11 protein-coding genes are annotated in these 15987 nt (G+C 68.9%); 6 read left to right on the top strand and 5 right to left on the bottom strand.

Annotated features, from left to right (window positions below):
• Positions 1-95 precede the first annotated feature (95 nt).
• Positions 96-1475, top strand: a complete 1380-nt coding sequence (locus tag ACQ66R_RS18705; protein WP_430424353.1) for a flavin-containing monooxygenase — start codon at positions 96-98, stop codon at positions 1473-1475.
• On the opposite strand, the gene ACQ66R_RS18700 is transcribed toward ACQ66R_RS18705, so the two are convergent.
• Both ACQ66R_RS18700 and ACQ66R_RS18695 read right to left on the bottom strand, forming a co-directional pair.
• The gene (locus ACQ66R_RS18700; RefSeq protein ID WP_430424351.1) at positions 1448-2671 is read right to left on the bottom strand and encodes a PLP-dependent aminotransferase family protein; all 1224 of its coding nucleotides are present in this window, start codon (positions 2669-2671) and stop codon (positions 1448-1450) included. The genes ACQ66R_RS18705 and ACQ66R_RS18700 overlap by 28 nt on opposite strands.
• Positions 2672-2887: 216 nt before the next feature.
• Entirely contained in the window at positions 2888-4762 is a 1875-nt protein-coding gene (locus tag ACQ66R_RS18695; protein WP_430424350.1) for an alkyl/aryl-sulfatase, read from the bottom strand.
• Between the two features lie 124 nt (positions 4763-4886).
• Here ACQ66R_RS18695 and ACQ66R_RS18690 point away from each other — a divergent pair, with 124 nt between their 5' ends.
• On the top strand, positions 4887-6395 hold the full coding sequence (locus tag ACQ66R_RS18690; RefSeq protein WP_430424348.1) for a serine hydrolase domain-containing protein: 1509 nt from the start codon (positions 4887-4889) through the stop codon (positions 6393-6395).
• On the opposite strand, the gene ACQ66R_RS18685 is transcribed toward ACQ66R_RS18690, so the two are convergent.
• From ACQ66R_RS18685 to ACQ66R_RS18675, 3 genes are all read right to left on the bottom strand, one after another.
• Positions 6392-6979, bottom strand: a complete 588-nt coding sequence (locus ACQ66R_RS18685; protein ID WP_430424346.1) for a hypothetical protein — start codon at positions 6977-6979, stop codon at positions 6392-6394. The two genes, ACQ66R_RS18690 and ACQ66R_RS18685, sit on opposite strands and share 4 nt — an antisense overlap.
• Before the next feature lie 91 nt (positions 6980-7070).
• A complete protein-coding gene (locus ACQ66R_RS18680; protein WP_430424344.1) occupies positions 7071-8120 on the bottom strand; it encodes a DUF2855 family protein in 1050 nt (349 codons plus the stop codon).
• Positions 8121-8294: 174 nt separating this feature from the next.
• Positions 8295-9689: a carotenoid oxygenase family protein gene (locus ACQ66R_RS18675; protein WP_430424342.1), complete on the bottom strand. Its 1395-nt coding sequence runs from the start codon at positions 9687-9689 to the stop codon at positions 8295-8297.
• A gap of 135 nt (positions 9690-9824) precedes the next feature.
• Between ACQ66R_RS18675 and ACQ66R_RS18670 the strand changes: the two genes are divergently transcribed.
• The 4 genes from ACQ66R_RS18670 to ACQ66R_RS18655 all read left to right on the top strand — a co-directional run bounded on the left by ACQ66R_RS18670 (position 9825) and on the right by ACQ66R_RS18655 (position 15971).
• On the top strand, positions 9825-10427 hold the full coding sequence (locus ACQ66R_RS18670; RefSeq protein ID WP_430424341.1) for a TetR/AcrR family transcriptional regulator: 603 nt from the start codon (positions 9825-9827) through the stop codon (positions 10425-10427).
• A 60-nt stretch (positions 10428-10487) separates the two neighbouring features.
• Positions 10488-11639, top strand: a complete 1152-nt coding sequence (locus ACQ66R_RS18665) for an epoxide hydrolase family protein (protein ID WP_430424339.1) — start codon at positions 10488-10490, stop codon at positions 11637-11639.
• 44 nt (positions 11640-11683) lie between these two features.
• A complete protein-coding gene (locus ACQ66R_RS18660) occupies positions 11684-12694 on the top strand; it encodes a beta-eliminating lyase-related protein (protein ID WP_430424337.1) in 1011 nt (336 codons plus the stop codon).
• A 310-nt stretch (positions 12695-13004) separates the two neighbouring features.
• Entirely contained in the window at positions 13005-15971 is a 2967-nt protein-coding gene (locus tag ACQ66R_RS18655) for a TonB-dependent receptor plug domain-containing protein (RefSeq protein WP_430424335.1), read from the top strand.
• The last annotated feature ends 16 nt before the right edge of the window (positions 15972-15987 follow it).

Below are 15987 nucleotides of genomic sequence, written 5' to 3'. Positions count from 1 at the left end.
TTGGCTGACCCTGCGAGACAGGCAAGTCGCGGAGCCTTGCCGGACGTGGGGGCAGGCCGGCCAGACTCGCTGCGACCTCATCAAGTGGACCCGATATGACCGCGCTCCCCAAGGCCTGCATCATCGGCGCCGGCTGCTCCGGCTTCACCACCGCCAAACGCCTCCAGGATCTGGGCGTGCCGTTCGATTGCTTCGAGATGTCGGACGACGTCGGCGGCAACTGGTACTTCAAGAATCCGAACGGGATGTCGGCCTGTTACGAGAGCCTGCACATCGACACATCGAAATGGCGGCTGGCGTTCGAGGACTATCCGGTCCCGACCGACTGGCCCGACTTCCCCCACCACGGCCAGCTCCTGCAGTACTTCCGCGACTATGTGGACCACTTCGGCCTGCGCGATCGGATCACGTTCAACACCCGGGTCGAGCACGCCGGGCGCACGGCCGACGGCCTGTGGTCGGTGCGGCTGTCGAACGACGAGACGCGGACCTATGACGTGCTGTTCGTCTGCAACGGCCATCACTGGGACGCCCGCACCCCCGACTATCCGGGCAAATTCGACGGCCCCGCCTTCCACGCCCACGATTACCGCAGCCCGTTCGATCCCGTGGACATGCGCGGCAAGTCGATCGTGGTGGTCGGCATGGGCAACTCGGCGATGGATATCGCCTCCGAGCTGTCGCAGCGGCCGATCGCGGGCAAACTGTGGGTGGCGGCCCGGCGGGGCGTCTGGGTGCTGCCGAAGTATATGAACGGCAGGGTGGCCGACAAAGCCGCCATGCCCGCCTGGTTCCCGCGCAAGCTGGGGCTGGCGCTGGCGCGGCGGGCGATCAAGCGGGCGGTGGGCGCCATGGAGGACTACGGCCTGCCCAAGCCCGACCATGAACCGTTGGAGGCCCACCCGTCGGTGTCGGGCGAGTTCCTGACCCGGGCCGGCTGCGGCGACATCAGGTTCAAGCCGAACATCGCCGAACTGATGGGCCGGCAGGTGCGGTTCGAGGACGGGAGCGTCGAGGACGTGGACGCCATCGTCTACGCCACCGGCTACAACATCACCTTCCCGTTCTTCGACGACCCCGCGCTGTCGCCCGACGCCGAGAACCGCTTCCCGCTGTTCAAGCGGATGATGCAGCCGGGCGTCCCGAACCTGTTCTTCATGGGTCTGGCCCAGCCGCTGCCGACGCTGGTGAACTTCGCCGAGCAGCAGGCCAAGCTGGCGGGCGCCTACCTGACGGGCCGCTACCTGCCGCCGTCGCCGGCCGAGATGGCGCAGGTGATCAAGGACGACGAGGCCCTGCACCTGGGGCCCTACTACAAGGCCGCCCGCCACACGATCCAGGTCGACTTCGGCATCTATGTCCACGACCTGCTGAAGGAGATCGAGCGCGGCGCGAAGCGGGCGAAGGCGGCCGGCAACGCCCTGCCCGTTCCGCCGCGGGCGGGGGCTCAACCAGCGCCCATCGCAGCCGAATAACGCCCCGCCATCCGGGCCTCGATCACGCGGGCCAGGCGGCGCACGCCTTCGTCGATGGCGTCCAGAGGCGGGAGCGAATAGCTGAGGCGCAGCGTATTCGCCTCGGCGCCCACCGCGAAGAACGGCGCCCCGGGGACGAAGGCCACGCGGGCCTCGGCCAGCGCCGCTTCCAGCAGCCGCGCGCCGTCCAGGCCTTCGGGCAGCGTCAACCAGACGAACATGCCGCCCTGGGGCTTGGTCCAGGTGACGCCCATCGGCATGTGGCGGGCCAGCGCGTCCTGGATGGCCGAATTGCGCTCGCGGTAGGCGGCGCGCAGGCGGCCCAGATGCTGGTCGTAACCCTCGGACACGATCCGCTCGGCGACCATCTGGTTGATCGTGGAGGCGTGCAGGTCGGCGCCCTGCTTCAGCAGCACGATCTTTTCGATCACGGGCGTGGGCGCGCAGATCCAGCCCAGCCGGAGCGCCGGCGACAGGGTCTTGGAGAAGGTGCCGCAGAAGATGGTCCGGGCATGCTCGATGGAGCCGGTGCGGGCGATGTCCAGGGCCAGCAGCATCGGCTCGTCGGTCCCGGCGAAGCGGAGCTCGCGGTAGGCGCCGTCCTCGATGATCAGGACGTCGCCCTCGGCGGCGCGGTCCAAGAGCTTGAGGCGCTCCAGGCGGGTCAGGGTCTTGCCCGTCGGGTTCGCGAAGTCGGGCACCACATAGGCCAGCCGCGCGCCGTCGGGGGTTTCGCCCGCGAGGTCGGCGTACCCAGGCTCGTAGGCGTTGAAGGCGCCCAGCGCGCCCATGTACGTGGGCCGCTCGACCAGCACCGTATCGCCCTGCGCCAGGAACAGCTTGCCCAGCAGGTCCAGCGCCTGCTGCGAGCCGGCGGTGATGACGATGTTCTCGGCGTCGCAGGGCGCGCCAGCGCGGGTCATCCGCTCGGCCACCCAGCGGCGTAGCGCTGGCAGGCCTTCGGACACCGAGTACTGCAGCGCCTGCTGCCCGGCCTCGGCCAGGACCTCGGCATAGAAGGACTGCATCCGCTCCACCGGAAACAGCGTGGGGTCGGGAATGCCGCCCGCGAAGCTGAGGATGTCGGGCTGGTCCAGGAGCTTCAGCAGCTCACGGATCTCGGAGGCGCGGACGTGCGCCATTCGCGGGCTGAAGCGGTCTTCCCAAGAGAGGCTGGGCGGATTGGGCGAAGTCATCGGGTGTCTCCATCGGGCTGTTCGGATGGAGAGGAGCTGGCCGATCCATCCGCTGTTGGCGGGGATCGGGGCGCTTGCGTCGTCAGACGCGCACGACCTCGCGAGCCCCGGAAAGGGCGGCGGCTACCTTCGAAGCGAGGGCGAGGCGCGGGCTCATCGACGCCACCCTAGGCAAACCGAACGGCGTTGTCACGGGCCAGTCGGCGGGGAGTGGCCCTACCGCGTCACGATCGGGAACCCGGGCTTGGGCGGGGTGAGCCAGCTCAGGAGGCGGCCGAGCGCGGTCCGGTCGCCCGAGGTCGTCGCGCCTGAGAGGTCGGCGCCGGCCAGGGCGCCCGCCAGGAACTGGGCGCGCGGCATGGTGAGGACCGCGTCGACCTTGCCGGCCGGCGGGTCGGCTTCGTAGGTCAGGACAGCGCGCCGGATGCGCACGCGGAACCGCTCCTTGCGGTCGGGGAAGTTCAGGTCGACCGAGACGTCGCCGTCCTTCGCCTTTTCCGGATCGACGCGCACGGCCATCAGGTCGAGCAGCATCGGCGTGGGCGTATTGCGCACGAAGTCGAGCGAGGCGCTTTGGGCCGGCGCGGTCCGCACCCCGCCTCGTAGCTCCTGGGCGCCGGACAGGTACATGTTGCGCCAGATGGCGCTCTCGACGCCGGCGGCCTGGCGCTCGTAAGCGCGGGCGAGGAGTTCGCGCGCCTGCGTGTTCCCCGCGTCGGCGGTGACCAGGCGGTTCAGGAGTTCTCCGGCCCAGCGCTCGTCGCCCGCGTCGAAGGCGGCCTGGGCCGCGGCCTGGACCTTGGCGGCGCCGCCCATGATCTCGACATAGCGCCGCGCCTCGTCGGCGGGCTCCAGCGGGGCCAGGTGGACGGGGTTGGCGTCGTACCAGCCCATGTAGCGCTGATAGACGGCGCGGCTGTTGAAGCTCATCGTGCCGTAGTAGCCGCGGTTGTACCACTCGCGATCCAGCGCCTCGGGCAGCTTGATCCGATTGGCGATTTCGTTCGGCAGCAAGCCCTCGTTCATCAGCCGCACCGACTGGTCGTGGAGGTACTTGTAGGCGTCGCGGTGCTTGTCGATGTAGTCGGCGATCTCGGCGCGGCCGAAGCGCGGCCAGCCGTGGCTGGTGAACAGCACGTCCGAGCGGTCGCCGTACAGCCGCCCGGCCTCGCCCAGGTAGCTGGCCCACTCCTTGGCGTCGCGGACCAGCGCGCCGCGCGGGGTCAGCACGTTGTGCATCGAGGGGTTGGCGTTCTCGGCCAGGCACAGGATGCGCATATCGGGCAGGTAGAGGTTCATCTCGGCCGGGGCTTCCGTGCCCGGCGTCAGCTGGAACTCCATCTTCACGCCGTCGACGGTCAGGGTCTGGCCGGTGCGCGCGATGCTGACCGTGGGCGGGATCAGGGTCTGGGTCCCCGCCGAGACACCCGGCCCGATGCCTGAGCTGACCTGACCCATCGGGCCCCGTGGCAGGTACGATCCGAACTGGTAGGTGGCGCGACGCTGCATGGCGGCGCCCGCGATGACGTTCTCGCTGACCGCGTGCTCGAGGAAGCCCTCGGGGGCGATCACCTGGACCTTGCCCGCCTCGACGTCGGCCTGGGCGACCATGCCGCGCGCGCCGCCGAAGTGGTCGGCGTGGCTGTGGGTGTAGATCAGCGCGACCACGGGGCGGGCGCCCAGCTTCTCGTTGGCGAGGTCGAGCGCGGCCTTGGCGACCTCGGCCGACGTCAGCGGGTCGATGACGATCCAGCCCGTCTTGCCGGCGATGAAGGTGGCGTTCGACACGTCGAAGCCCCGCACCTGCCACACGCCCTTGGCCACCTCGAAGAGGCCGTGCTTGGCCAGCAGCTGCGACTGCCGCCACAGGCTGGGGTTCACGCTGGTGGGCGCAGGCCCCTTCAGGAAGTCGTAGGCCGCGAGATCCCAGACCACCCGGCCATCGGCGGCGAGAATCCTGGGATCACTGCGCGTGCCCAAGAAGCCGCGCTCGGCGAAGTCGAAGTCCTGGCGATTGGCGAAGTCGGGCGCCGCGGCGGCGGGCGCGGTGAGAACCAGGGCGGCGAGCGCCCCCAGGATCGTCGACTTCATGTGCGTTTCCTCCCCGAACCATCGGTCGCGCCGACGAGGCCTCTTGGCAACCGCGCGGCGACCCAGTTTGACTGGTGCGCCGCCACGCAAACGCAACGCGGGTTACATTTCGGGGGAGACGGGGATGGGTGTGCGGACGATGTGGGCGGGCCTGGCCTGCGCCCTGCCCTTGGTCGCGTGGGGCGCGCCGGCGCTGGCCCAGACCGATGCCCAGAAGGCGGCGTTTGCGGCGATCGATCCGCTGTTCGAGGCCTTCATGGAGGAGCGGCATGCGCCGGGGCTCGTCTATGGCGTCGTGGTGGACGGCAAGCTGGCCTATGTGCGTAGCCTGGGGGTTCAGGACACGAAGACCAACGCGCCCGTGAACCGCGACACGGTCTTCCGCATCGCCTCGATGTCAAAGAACTTCACGGCCCTGGCGGCGCTCAAGCTGCGCGACGAGGGCAAGCTGTCGCTGGACGCGCCGGCCGAGACGATCATTCCCGAACTTAAGGGGCTGAAGTACCCCACCACCGACAGCCCCAAGATCACCGTGCGCGACCTGCTGAACCATGTCGGCGGGTTCGTGACCGACGACCCGTGGGGCGACCGGCAGCTGCCGATGAGCGAAGCCGAGTTCTCGCGGTTCACGGCGGCGGGCGTGCCGTTCTCGCGGACGCCGGGGATGGCGTTCGAGTACTCGAACTACGGCTATGCGCTGGCGGGACGGGTGGTGACCAACGTCGCGGGCGCGAACTACGCCGACTACATCGACGGCGCGTTCCTGAAGCCGCTGGGGATGGCCTCGACCGGGTACGACCTGGCCAAGGCCCCCGCCGGACGCCTGGCCGTGGGCTATCGCTGGGAGGACGGGCGCTGGGTCGAGGAGCCGGCGCTGGGGCCGGGCGCCTTCGGGGCGATGGGCGGGCTGATGACCAGCGCCAGCGACTACGCCCGCTACATGGCCTGGGAGCTGGCGGCCTGGCCGCCGCGCGACGGGGACGAGGACGGCATCCTGAAGCGGTCCAGCGTGCGCGAGATCGTGCGCGGGCAGAACTTCGCCAGCGTGGTGACGCGGGCCGACCGGACCGACGCCGACGACTGCGACCGGGCGCGGACCTACGGGATGGGCACCATCGCCTTTGCCGACTGCGTGCTGGGCCCGCACTTCACCCATTCGGGCGGGCTGCCGGGCTATGGCTCGAACGTGCTGATGCTACCCGAGCGGGGCGTGGGCGTGTTCGCCTTCTCGAACCTGACCTATGCCCCAGTCAGCGTGACGGTGCGGGCGGCGACGATCTCGCTGGTGAAGAGCGGAGCCTTCCCGGTTCGCACCACCCCGGTGAGCCCCGCCCTTCAGTCCATGGCCGCGACGGTGCAACGGATCTATGCGTCGGGCGACGTGATGACCGCGCGCGACGCGCTCGCCATGAACATGCTGCTGGACCGCGACGCCCCGCGCCGCAACGCCGACATCGCGGCTCTGAAGGCTAGGCTGGGCGCCTGCCGCGCCGCCGACCCGATCGCGGCCGACAACGCGATGTCGACGATCCTCTCGTTCCCCTGCGACAGGGGCGTGCTGCAGGCGCGCGTGATCCTCGCGCCGACAGCGAAGCCCTCGATGCAGACCCTGGAGTTCCGGGCCGGCCCTTAGATCCAGCCGTCGCCCGGCATGGGGAACGGCAGGATGTGGACCGTCCCGTCGCCGATGCCGCCGTCGGGCTCGACCGGCAGGATGACGACTTCGCCGTCGCCCGGCATCGGGAACGGCAGGATGTGGAATTCGCCGTCGTCGGGGGACGGGACGATCTGGCCGGTCTCGAAGGTCAGGACGAAGCCGTCCTCCTGGCCGTCGCCGTCGTAGTCGATCGAGACGCGCGTGCCGCCGTCGGCGTCCTCGCGGCCCAGGATGCGGGCGTTTGCGCCCAGACGGCTGAGGTCCAGCGTGTCGTCGGCGTCGAAGTCGAGGATGGCGCCCAGGCGCTCCGAGCCCTCTGCATCGCCGCTGGAAACCAGGACGAAGGTGTCGTCACCGCCCCCGCCGACGGCGGTCGCGCCGCCTTCAAGAACCAGCGTGTCGTCGCCCTCCGTGCCCGCGACGATGCGGACGCGACCGCCGGCGCTGGGTTCGCCGACGGCGATGGGCAGCGGCATCGGAATGGCGTCGCCGGGGATCACGACGTCACCGCCCGGCAGCGGCCGGCTTGAGATGGCGTTGGACAGGATAAGCAGGGACATGAAGCCTCACACACGGAAAACGTGCGCGAAGCTGTGCCTTAGCTCGTCCTGAAAATCCAGTAATTACGCAATACGTTTTTATGAATTTTCGTCAGGCCGGGCTGACGATGTGGCCTTCGTCGGGCTGGACGTTGCCGGCGACCACGTCCGCATAGAGCGCCTGCAGCGCGTCGGGGCCGGTGTGGCGGCGCAGCTTGAGCCAGGCGTTGTCGGCGACAAAGGCCTTCAGCGCCGCCTGGAAGCGGGCGTCCAGCTCAGCCATGCCCCACTCCTGAGCGCGCTGGCGGATGCGGTCGGGAGCGAAGAAGAACACCGGCGCGACGCCCGGAACCTGCGGCCGCGGCGCCGTCAGGGCGTCCCAGTGGGTGACCCCGACGCCCAGGCTGAGCACGAGCGCCTCGCCCAGGACGGCGTGGACGTCGCGGGTGACCGCGGCTCGTCCGGCGAAATCGACATAGCCGGCGGGGCCTGTCGCCCTGAGGCCGGCGACATCTTCATAGGTCACGATCTCATCGTAGAGGCCCGTGCCGCGCAGCAGGTCGGCATGGCCGGGCGACGTCAGGCCGACCACCTTCACGCCGCGCCTGCGGGCCAGCCAGGCCAGGCCCATCGCCGTCTTCGACGAGGCGCTGGAGAGCACCAGGGTCGAGAGCGCCGTGTCCGACAGCTGATCGTCCAGCAGGAAGCTGGTCATGAACAGCGGCCGCAGCAGCGAGCGCCAGTCATCGTCGGCGCCGGGCTGGGCCTCCTGGTAGGCGTTGTACGTGGGCGGCAGCTCGGCGCGATGGGCCGAGGTCTCGACGTAGCCCGACGGCCGCTTCTGGAGCCGGGCCACGGTGTGGCTCGACATCGGCCAGTAGCCGAACAGGCGCAGGCCCTCCGGCGCGTCGGCGGCGTTGGAGCGCACCACGCGCGCGAAGCCCCAGACCGGAATCCGTCCCTGCCCGGCCGGCGCCGGGAAGAACTTCCAATAGCCGATCTGGTCGCCGACGGCGCCGTAGGTGATGTTGTTGGCGGTGAGCGCGAAGCTCTCCACCTCCAGCAGCGCCTCGCCCTCGGCGAGGGGGGCCTGCAGGTCGGTTTCGGCCAGGGCCGTCTTCGTCAGGTCGCCCCGGTCAACGAGCAGATCCCAGCCAAGCATCAGACAGTCTCCAGAATGACGACGGCCCCTCCTCATCCGTAGGGGGAGGGGGACCGCCCGAAGGGTGGTGGAGGGGGACCAAAGCCAGAGCTTGGCGCTCTCGGCGAAGCCTCCTCCACCATGCTGCGCATGGTCCCCCTTCTCCTACGGGTCAGGAGGGCCTTGACCGCAGGCCTAGTCGATCGCCGCCCAGTTGCCGTGGAAGCCGAAGGGCACGCGGCGCGGGACCTCGGCGACGGCGATGGGGCCCTTGGCCACGTCCTGGGCCTCGAAGATCGCCAGGTCGGTGCGGTCCTCGGCGGCGCGGTAGATCGTGGCTGTCAGCCAGCCGTCGCCCTCGGGGGCATCGGCCGAGCGGGGCACGAAGACAGGCTCCGAGGTCAGGTCGCCGCCGTTGAGCTCGTAGACCTGGCGCTTGCCGGTCGAAAGGTCGAGGTGGGCGATGGCGCACTGGCGGATCGTGCCGCTGCCAGTCGGGTCGGCCGCGTACCAGCCGTGGCGGTGCTTCAGCGTCTCGACCCGCGGGTCGACCCGCGGGAACTCGCCGTCCAGGTCGTCCAGCTTCGTCTCCTGGATCGCGTCGGACGCGCCGTTCAGATCGAAGGTCCAGCGCACCAGCCGCGCCGCCGCCTTCTCGCCCGGCGAGCCGTCGGCCTTGGGAAACAGCGGCGCCACGTCGTAACGCATCACGTCGCAGTGGATCTTGCCGTCCTCTTCCCAGGCGTTCAGCGGATGGAAGACGTAGCAGGCCTCAGTGTTGAACCAGCGGACGGTCGAGACGTCGGCGTCCCGGCGCATCACGCCCACCCACGAGCCCTTCTCCGGCTCCCAGGCGAACGGCGGCTTGCCCGTCATCGCGCGCTCCAGGCTGCCGGTGAGCGGCAGGATCGGGAACAGCACGTGGTTCTGGGTGACCATGAAGTCGTGGACCATGGACGAGAACGGCGCCTCGAACTCCTGACGGCTGACCAGGCTGCCGTCGGCGGCGGTGATCCCGTAGCTGAGGCCCGTCGAGAACGGCATCTGGCCCACGTTGTAGGCGAACCAGATCATCTCGCCGGTCTTAGGGTCGAGCTTGGGGTGGGCGGTGACCTTGCCCTTGAACTCGCGGTCGTAGCCCTTCGACTCCAGGGTGTGCGGGTCCATGGCGAAGGGGTGGTGGCCCTCCTCCAGCGCCAGCAGCTTGCCGGCGTGCCAGACGATATTGGTATTGGCGACGCCGCCCTCGTTGCCCATCGCCAGCGGGTCGGTCGTCATCGGGTTGCCGAAAGTGCCGAACAGTGAGCGGCCGTGCTCGTGCTCCAGTTCCCACTTGGGCGTGCGGACATAGCGGTTGCGATAGCCGACCTTGCCGTCGGCCACGTAGAAGCCGTGGACCATGCCGTCGCCGGCGAACCAGTGGTGATTGGGGTCGCGGGGGTCGAACTGCGGGTTCGGCCCGATGCGGAACAGCGCGCCGCGGAGGCCCGCCGGAATCTCGCCCTTCACCGGAAGGTCGAAGTCGTCCTCCGAGCGGATCGGGGCGAAGTTGCCCGCCAGATACGGATTGACGCGTGCATTGCCGTCCATCGCCGTTCCCTTCCCTTTCGTTGCTCGACTTCACGTTCGCTATGCGCTGACTATGTCGCGCTTGTGCAACTTACGTTGTAAATTTATGATGCAGGCCGTACCCCTTGGCAAGGGCTTTCTTGGGGCTTGAGTCGAATGCCGCGCGTACTGACCGAGACCGACGTCGCCGACTTCCGCGAGCGCCTTTGCGCGGCGGCCGAGCGGCTGTTCGCCGAGCGGGGCCCGGATGCGGTGACCATGCGCCAGCTGGCGGCCGAGCTGGGCGTCTCGCCGATGACGCCCTACCGCTACTTCCAGGACAAGGACGACATCCTGGCCGCCGTGCGCACCAACGGCTTCAACCAGTTCGCCGCGGCCCTGGAGACGGCGCGCTCGGGCGCCAAGAGCGCGCGGGCCAAGGCCGCCGCCGTGGGCGAGGCCTATGTCCGCTTCGCCTTCGACCACCCTCACACCTACAAGCTGATGTTCGACCTGAACCAGCCGATGGCCGACAGCCGCTATCCCGAACTGGAAGCGGCGGGCCGCCGCGCGCACGAGACTCAGACCGCCTGGGTCAAGGACCAGATCGCCGCCGGCGAGATGACGGGCGATCCCGAGGCGATCGGCGCCATGTTCTGGGCAGCCACTCATGGCGTGGTGGTGCTGGAGATGGCCGGCAAGCTGCCCCCCGGCGCGGCGCGCCAACTGCACCACCAGATCAGCTCGACCCTGGCCAAGGGGCTGAAGCCGGGGGCGTGAACCCCGCTTGACCGCCGCACGGGGAACCCTGCGAGCGTGGCGACCTTACGGGAGGCGCGCATGGCGGACATCAAACCCTTTGAAGTGACCTGGACCGAGGCCGAGGTGGGCCGGGTGCTGGATCAGGTGCGGGCCTATCCGTGGCCATTGCAACCCGATGTCCCGGACGGCTGGGCCTATGGGACCGATGGGGCCTGGCTGAAGGGGCTCTGCGACCACTGGACGGACGCCTACGACTGGCGCGCGGCCGTCGCCGATCTCAACCGGTTTCCGCAGTACACGGCCCGCGTCGAGGACTTCGACCTCCACTTCCTGCACGTGGTGGGCGAGGCCGGCGGCAAGCGCCCGCTGATCGTGACACATGGCTGGCCGGGCTCACACTACGAGTTCTGGCAGTCGATCGAGAAGCTGGCGTTCCCGTCGCGGTTCGGCGGCGACCCGGCCGACGCCTTCGACCTGGTGGTCCCGTCCCTCCCCGGCTTCGGGTTCTCGTCGAAGCCCAGGCGGCCGATCGGCCAGCGCTCGACGGCGCGGCTGTTCAACACGCTGATGACCGAAGTTCTGGGTTACGACAGCTATCTGGCCCAGGGGGGCGACTGGGGCGCCATGGTCACTTCATGGCTGGGCCGCGACCACGGCAAGCATGCCCGCGCCATCCACCTGAACATGATGGGCTTCCGGCCCCACGGCGGCCCGCAGACCGAGGACGAGGTGGCCTGGGCCCAGAAGTCGGCGGCGGCGATGGAGATGATGGGCGCCTACTTCCGCCTGCAGGTCTCCAAGCCGCAGTCGCTGGCCTGGATGGCGGCGGGGAATCCGGTGGGCCAGGCGGCCTGGATCGCCGAGCGCTTCCACGACTGGTCCGACCTGCGGAAGAAACCGCTGGACGAGGTCTATCCGAAGGACCGGCTGCTCACGAACATCATGATCTATGTGATGACGGACAGCTTCACGACCGGCGCCTGGTACTACCGCGGCCTGGTGGAGGAAGGCGGGGTCGCCTTCGGCCCCGGGGAGCGGGTTGAGACGCCGACGGCCTTCGCCAACTTCCCGGGCGAGCCGCTCTATTCGGCCCCGCCGCGCGCCTTCGCCGAGCGCGCCTACAACATCGTCCGCTGGACCGAGATGCCCCAGGGCGGCCACTTCGCCGCGATGGAGGAGCCGGACCTGTTCGTGGACGAAGTGCGGGCCTGGGGCCGGGAGCACGGGTGATCCCGACGCCTTGCTCGCGCGAGCCAACGCCCTAAAAGCCAGCCATGGCCCGCTACGACTTCGCGTCCGACAACACCGCCCCCGCCACGCCTGAGGCGATGGCCGCGCTGATCGCCGCCAATGGCGCCGGCTTTGCCTCCGGCTACGGCAGCGACACGGTCAGCGCCCGGGCCGCCGACCTGGTGCGGGCGTTGCTGGACGCCGACGCCGACGTGCGATTCGTGACCTCGGGCACGGCGGCCAACGCCATCTGCCTCGCCACCCTGTGCCGGCCGTTCGAGGCGGTGCTGGCGCACGAACACAGCCACGTGGCCACCGACGAGACCGGCGCGCCCGGGTTCTTCGGACATGGCCTGCGGATCGCCGGTCTGCCGGGCGCATCGGGCCGCATCGACCCCGCGAGCCTGGCCGCCCCGCTCGCCGCCCCCGACCAGCCGCACTGGCAGCCGCCGGCGGCGCTGTCGGTCACCAATTCCACCGAGTACGGCACCGTCTATGAGGCCGCGGCTCTGAAGGCGCTGATCGATCCGGTGAAGGCCATGGGCTACGGCGTCCACCTGGACGGCGCGCGGCTGGCCAACGCCGCGGCGGCCGGGTTCGACCTGAAGGCCATCAAGGGCCTGGGCGTCGATCTGCTGGTGATCGGCGGCACCAAGGCGGGCATGACGCCCACCGAGGCCATCGTGCTGTTCGACAAGTCGCTGACACGCCGATTCGACGCCCGCCTGAAACAGTCCGGACAGTTGCCGTCCAAGGGCCGGTTCTACGCCGCGCCGTTCATCGGCATGCTGGAAGACGGCGCCTACGTCCGCCACGCCGCCCATGCCAACGCCATGGCGAAGAAGCTGGCCGCCGCCATGCCGTTCCCCATCCTGCACCCGGTCGAAGCCAACGGGGTCTTCGTCGAGATGGACGAGGACAGGCTTTCGGCGCTCCACGCGGCCGGCTGGTTCGTCTACCGGTTCCTCGACGGCTCGGTGCGCTTCATGTGCTCGTGGGCGACGACTGAAGCGGCGGTCGAGGAGCTGGCCGAAACGCTCCGCGGGATCGTGTGACGGCAACGCTTCGGCGTTTGTTACCAATTACGGGCAAACCCTTGCCGAATTCCGGCCAATGTGTGGCGCTTTCGCCGCACATCATGGAAAATCCGTAACATTCCCCGACCACTCGTCGCGAGTGTGACGGCTTTTCGTTGCTCGTCTGACTCCTGCGTGACAGCTTCCGCGCTCACCGTTTCTGGTGCGAAGCCCTTCATTCGTCGTCGTTCACGCGGCGCCGCCCGGAGGACTTCGCGTCGTCGGGGACAAGCGTCGGCGCCGCCCGGCGCGCTTGCAAAAACGTTTCCCAGGCCGGGGGGCCGTAACAATGAAAGTCCAGATGAACACCATGCTTCGAAGCGCGCTGCTGATGTCAGCCGCCTCGGCCAGCCTGCTCGCTGCGCCGTCCATCGCCCAAGCTCAGACCGCCGGTGAAGCGACGGTCGACGTCGGCGAAATCGTGGTCACCGGTTCGCGGATCCGCCGCGACACCTTCTCGTCGCCGCAGCCGCTGGCCGTCGTGTCGGCCGAAGCCATCCGCGAGCAGGGCCAGGTGTCGATTGGCGACCTCCTGCTCGAGCAGCCGGTGATCAACCCCGCGACGAACGCGCAAAACTCGTCGGGCACGCTGTTCCTGGCCGGTCAGGCCCGCGCCGACATCCGTGGCCTGGGCCCGACGCGCACCCTGGTGCTGATGGACAACCGCCGTCTGCCGTTCTCGGACGCCAGCTCGCCCGCGGTCGACCTCAACACCATCCCCTCGCTGATGGTCGAGCGCATTGAGACGATCGCCGGCGGCGTGTCGGCCGTGTACGGCTCGGAGGCCATCGCGGGCGTCGTCAACTTCATCATGAAGAAGGAGCAGGACGGCCTGGAACTGGACGTCCAGGGCGGCGTGACCCAGGAAGGCGACGGCGAAGAGTACCGCGCCGGCTTCAACTGGGGCTCCAAGTTCTTCGACGACAAGCTGAACATCCTGATCGGCGGTGAAGTCGCCAGCCAGGACACGATCATGCAGCGCGACCGGAGCTACGGCGACCCGGGCATCCGTCGCGACACCCGCGTGACGCCCCAGCCGATCATCCCGGCCTCGCGCGCCAACACCTCGCCCTTCGCGACGTTCCAGCTGATCGGCGGCGCCCTGGGCACCGCGCGTTCCGTCACCCTGGACGCGCGCAACCCGACCAACGTGGTTCGCCTGTCGGCCGCCTGCTCGACCGCCACGGTCCAGCCCGACTGCCAGGACCCCGCGCTGTTCTACTCGGGCCCGGCGTACAACACGCTGCAGGGCAAGAGTAACCGCCAGGTGATCCGCGGCTATGCCGACTACAAGATCACCGACACCTGGAAGGCCTTCGTCGACCTGTCGTACCTGCACGGCTCGGGCTACGGCATCTTCCAGCCGGCGTTCTCGTCGGCTGCGGGCGGCGGCACGATGCCGGTCGTCCTGCGCGGCGACAACGCCTACCTGAACGGCGCCGGCGCCACCGCCGCCGCGCTACGCGCGGAATGGCTCGCCGCCGGCAAGACCTTCACCCAGGGCTCGACGGCTCAGGTCGGCAAGTTCTGGCAGGAGTTCGGCGGCCGCGACGTCAAGGCCGAGCGCGAGCAGGTCAAGTACACGGGCGGCATCGAGGGCAAGTTCCAGACCTTCGGTCGCGACGTGAGCATGGACAGCTATGTCCAGTACTCGGAAGTGACGGGCACCACGATCTCGTTCAACGTTCCGAACGTCGCCCGCGTCCAACAAGCCACCGACGCGGTGCTGCTGAACGGCGCCGTCGTCTGCCGAGACGCGGCCGCCCGCGCCGCCGGCTGCACCCCCTGGGACCTGGTCAACGGCGCCAGCCGTGAAGCCATCCTGTGGACCAACGGCGTGGCCACGTCCGACCAGAAGCTGAGCCAGACGGTCGCCGGCATCAACTTCGCCACCGACATCTTCGACCTGCCGGCCGGCCCGGTGGGCGTCGCGTTCGGCGGCGAGTACCGCAAGGAAAAGAGCCAGTTCGTCCAGGACGCCCTGTCGGCCTCGGGCGCGCTGTTCTTCAACGCCATCGGCACTCGTGAAGGCGAGTACGACGTCCGCGAAGCCTACGCGGAAATCCGTATTCCGATCCTGAAGGACCTTCCGTTCGCCGAAGAGCTGACTGTCGAGGCCGCCGGCCGCGTGTCGGACTACTCGACGATCGGCGGCACGGACCAGTGGCGCGTGAACGTCACCTGGGCTCCGGTGAAGGACATCCGCTTCCGGGCGACGGAATCGACCGCGGTTCGTGCGCCGAACATCGTGGAACTCTTCGCGCCGCAAGGCCGGAACTTCACGACCACCGCGCTCGACCCCTGCGACTCGGCCAACTTCCGCGCCGCCACCGCGGCCCAACAGGCGGCCCGCCGGGTCACCTGCGCGGCGGCGATCCCGGGCTATAACCCGACGACCTTCGTGTCGAACATCGGCACCGGTCGTCCCTCGCTGGCCCTGCTGCAAGGCGGCAACCCGGACCTCGGTGCGGAACGGGCGCACACCTTCCAGTACGGCGTCGTGATCAACCCGCGCTGGGTGCCGAACCTGCAGATCTCGGCGGACTTCTTCAAATACAACATCACCGATCAGGTGGGTTCGATCCCGATCAACACGCTGCTGGGCGCCCTCTGCTACGACGACGCTTCGCGTCCGATCGAGTCGAACCAGTTCTGCCAGCAGATCCGTCGTGACCGCACCGGCGCCACCACCGGTGGCCTGCAAGGCGGCATCTTCGAAGTCGTCCTCGTTCAGCAGAACGTGGCGTCTGTGAAGGTCGAGGGCTGGGACTATTCGGTCAGTTACGGCTTCCAGACCGAAGATCTGTTCGGCAAGGACTACGGCTCGATCGCCATGCGCGTCGACGCCACCTGGATGTACCAGTGGGCGCTGCAAGGGCTGCCGACCCAGGCCTACACGCAGTTCGCGAACACCATCACGAACGCGACTCCGGAGTGGAAGGGCACCGCCTCGGCCCGCTGGAGCTACGACAAGTTCTCGTTCACGTGGAGCACGATCTACATCGGCTCGATGATCGCGAACCAGGCGCAGCAGCGTGGCGTGATCGACCCCTTCAAGACGGGCGACTACTTCCGTCATGACATCCGCGCCACCTACCGCCTGAACGACGATATCCGCCTCCGCGCGGGCGTCGTGAACGCCTTCAACAAGAAGCCCCCGCAACTGCCTGAGACCTTCACGGGCACGGGCACCGGCTCGTCGCAATACGACAACGCCGGCCGGTTCTTCTTCGTCGGCGCGAACATGGAGTTCTAAGGTCTCGGCCGGGCTT

The sequence above is a fragment of the Phenylobacterium sp. genome (assembly GCF_965284355.1).
In the GTDB taxonomy this organism is placed as follows: domain Bacteria; phylum Pseudomonadota; class Alphaproteobacteria; order Caulobacterales; family Caulobacteraceae; genus Phenylobacterium.
Note: the sequence above shows the minus strand (reverse complement) of the source record. Positions and strands in the feature narration are given on the sequence as shown.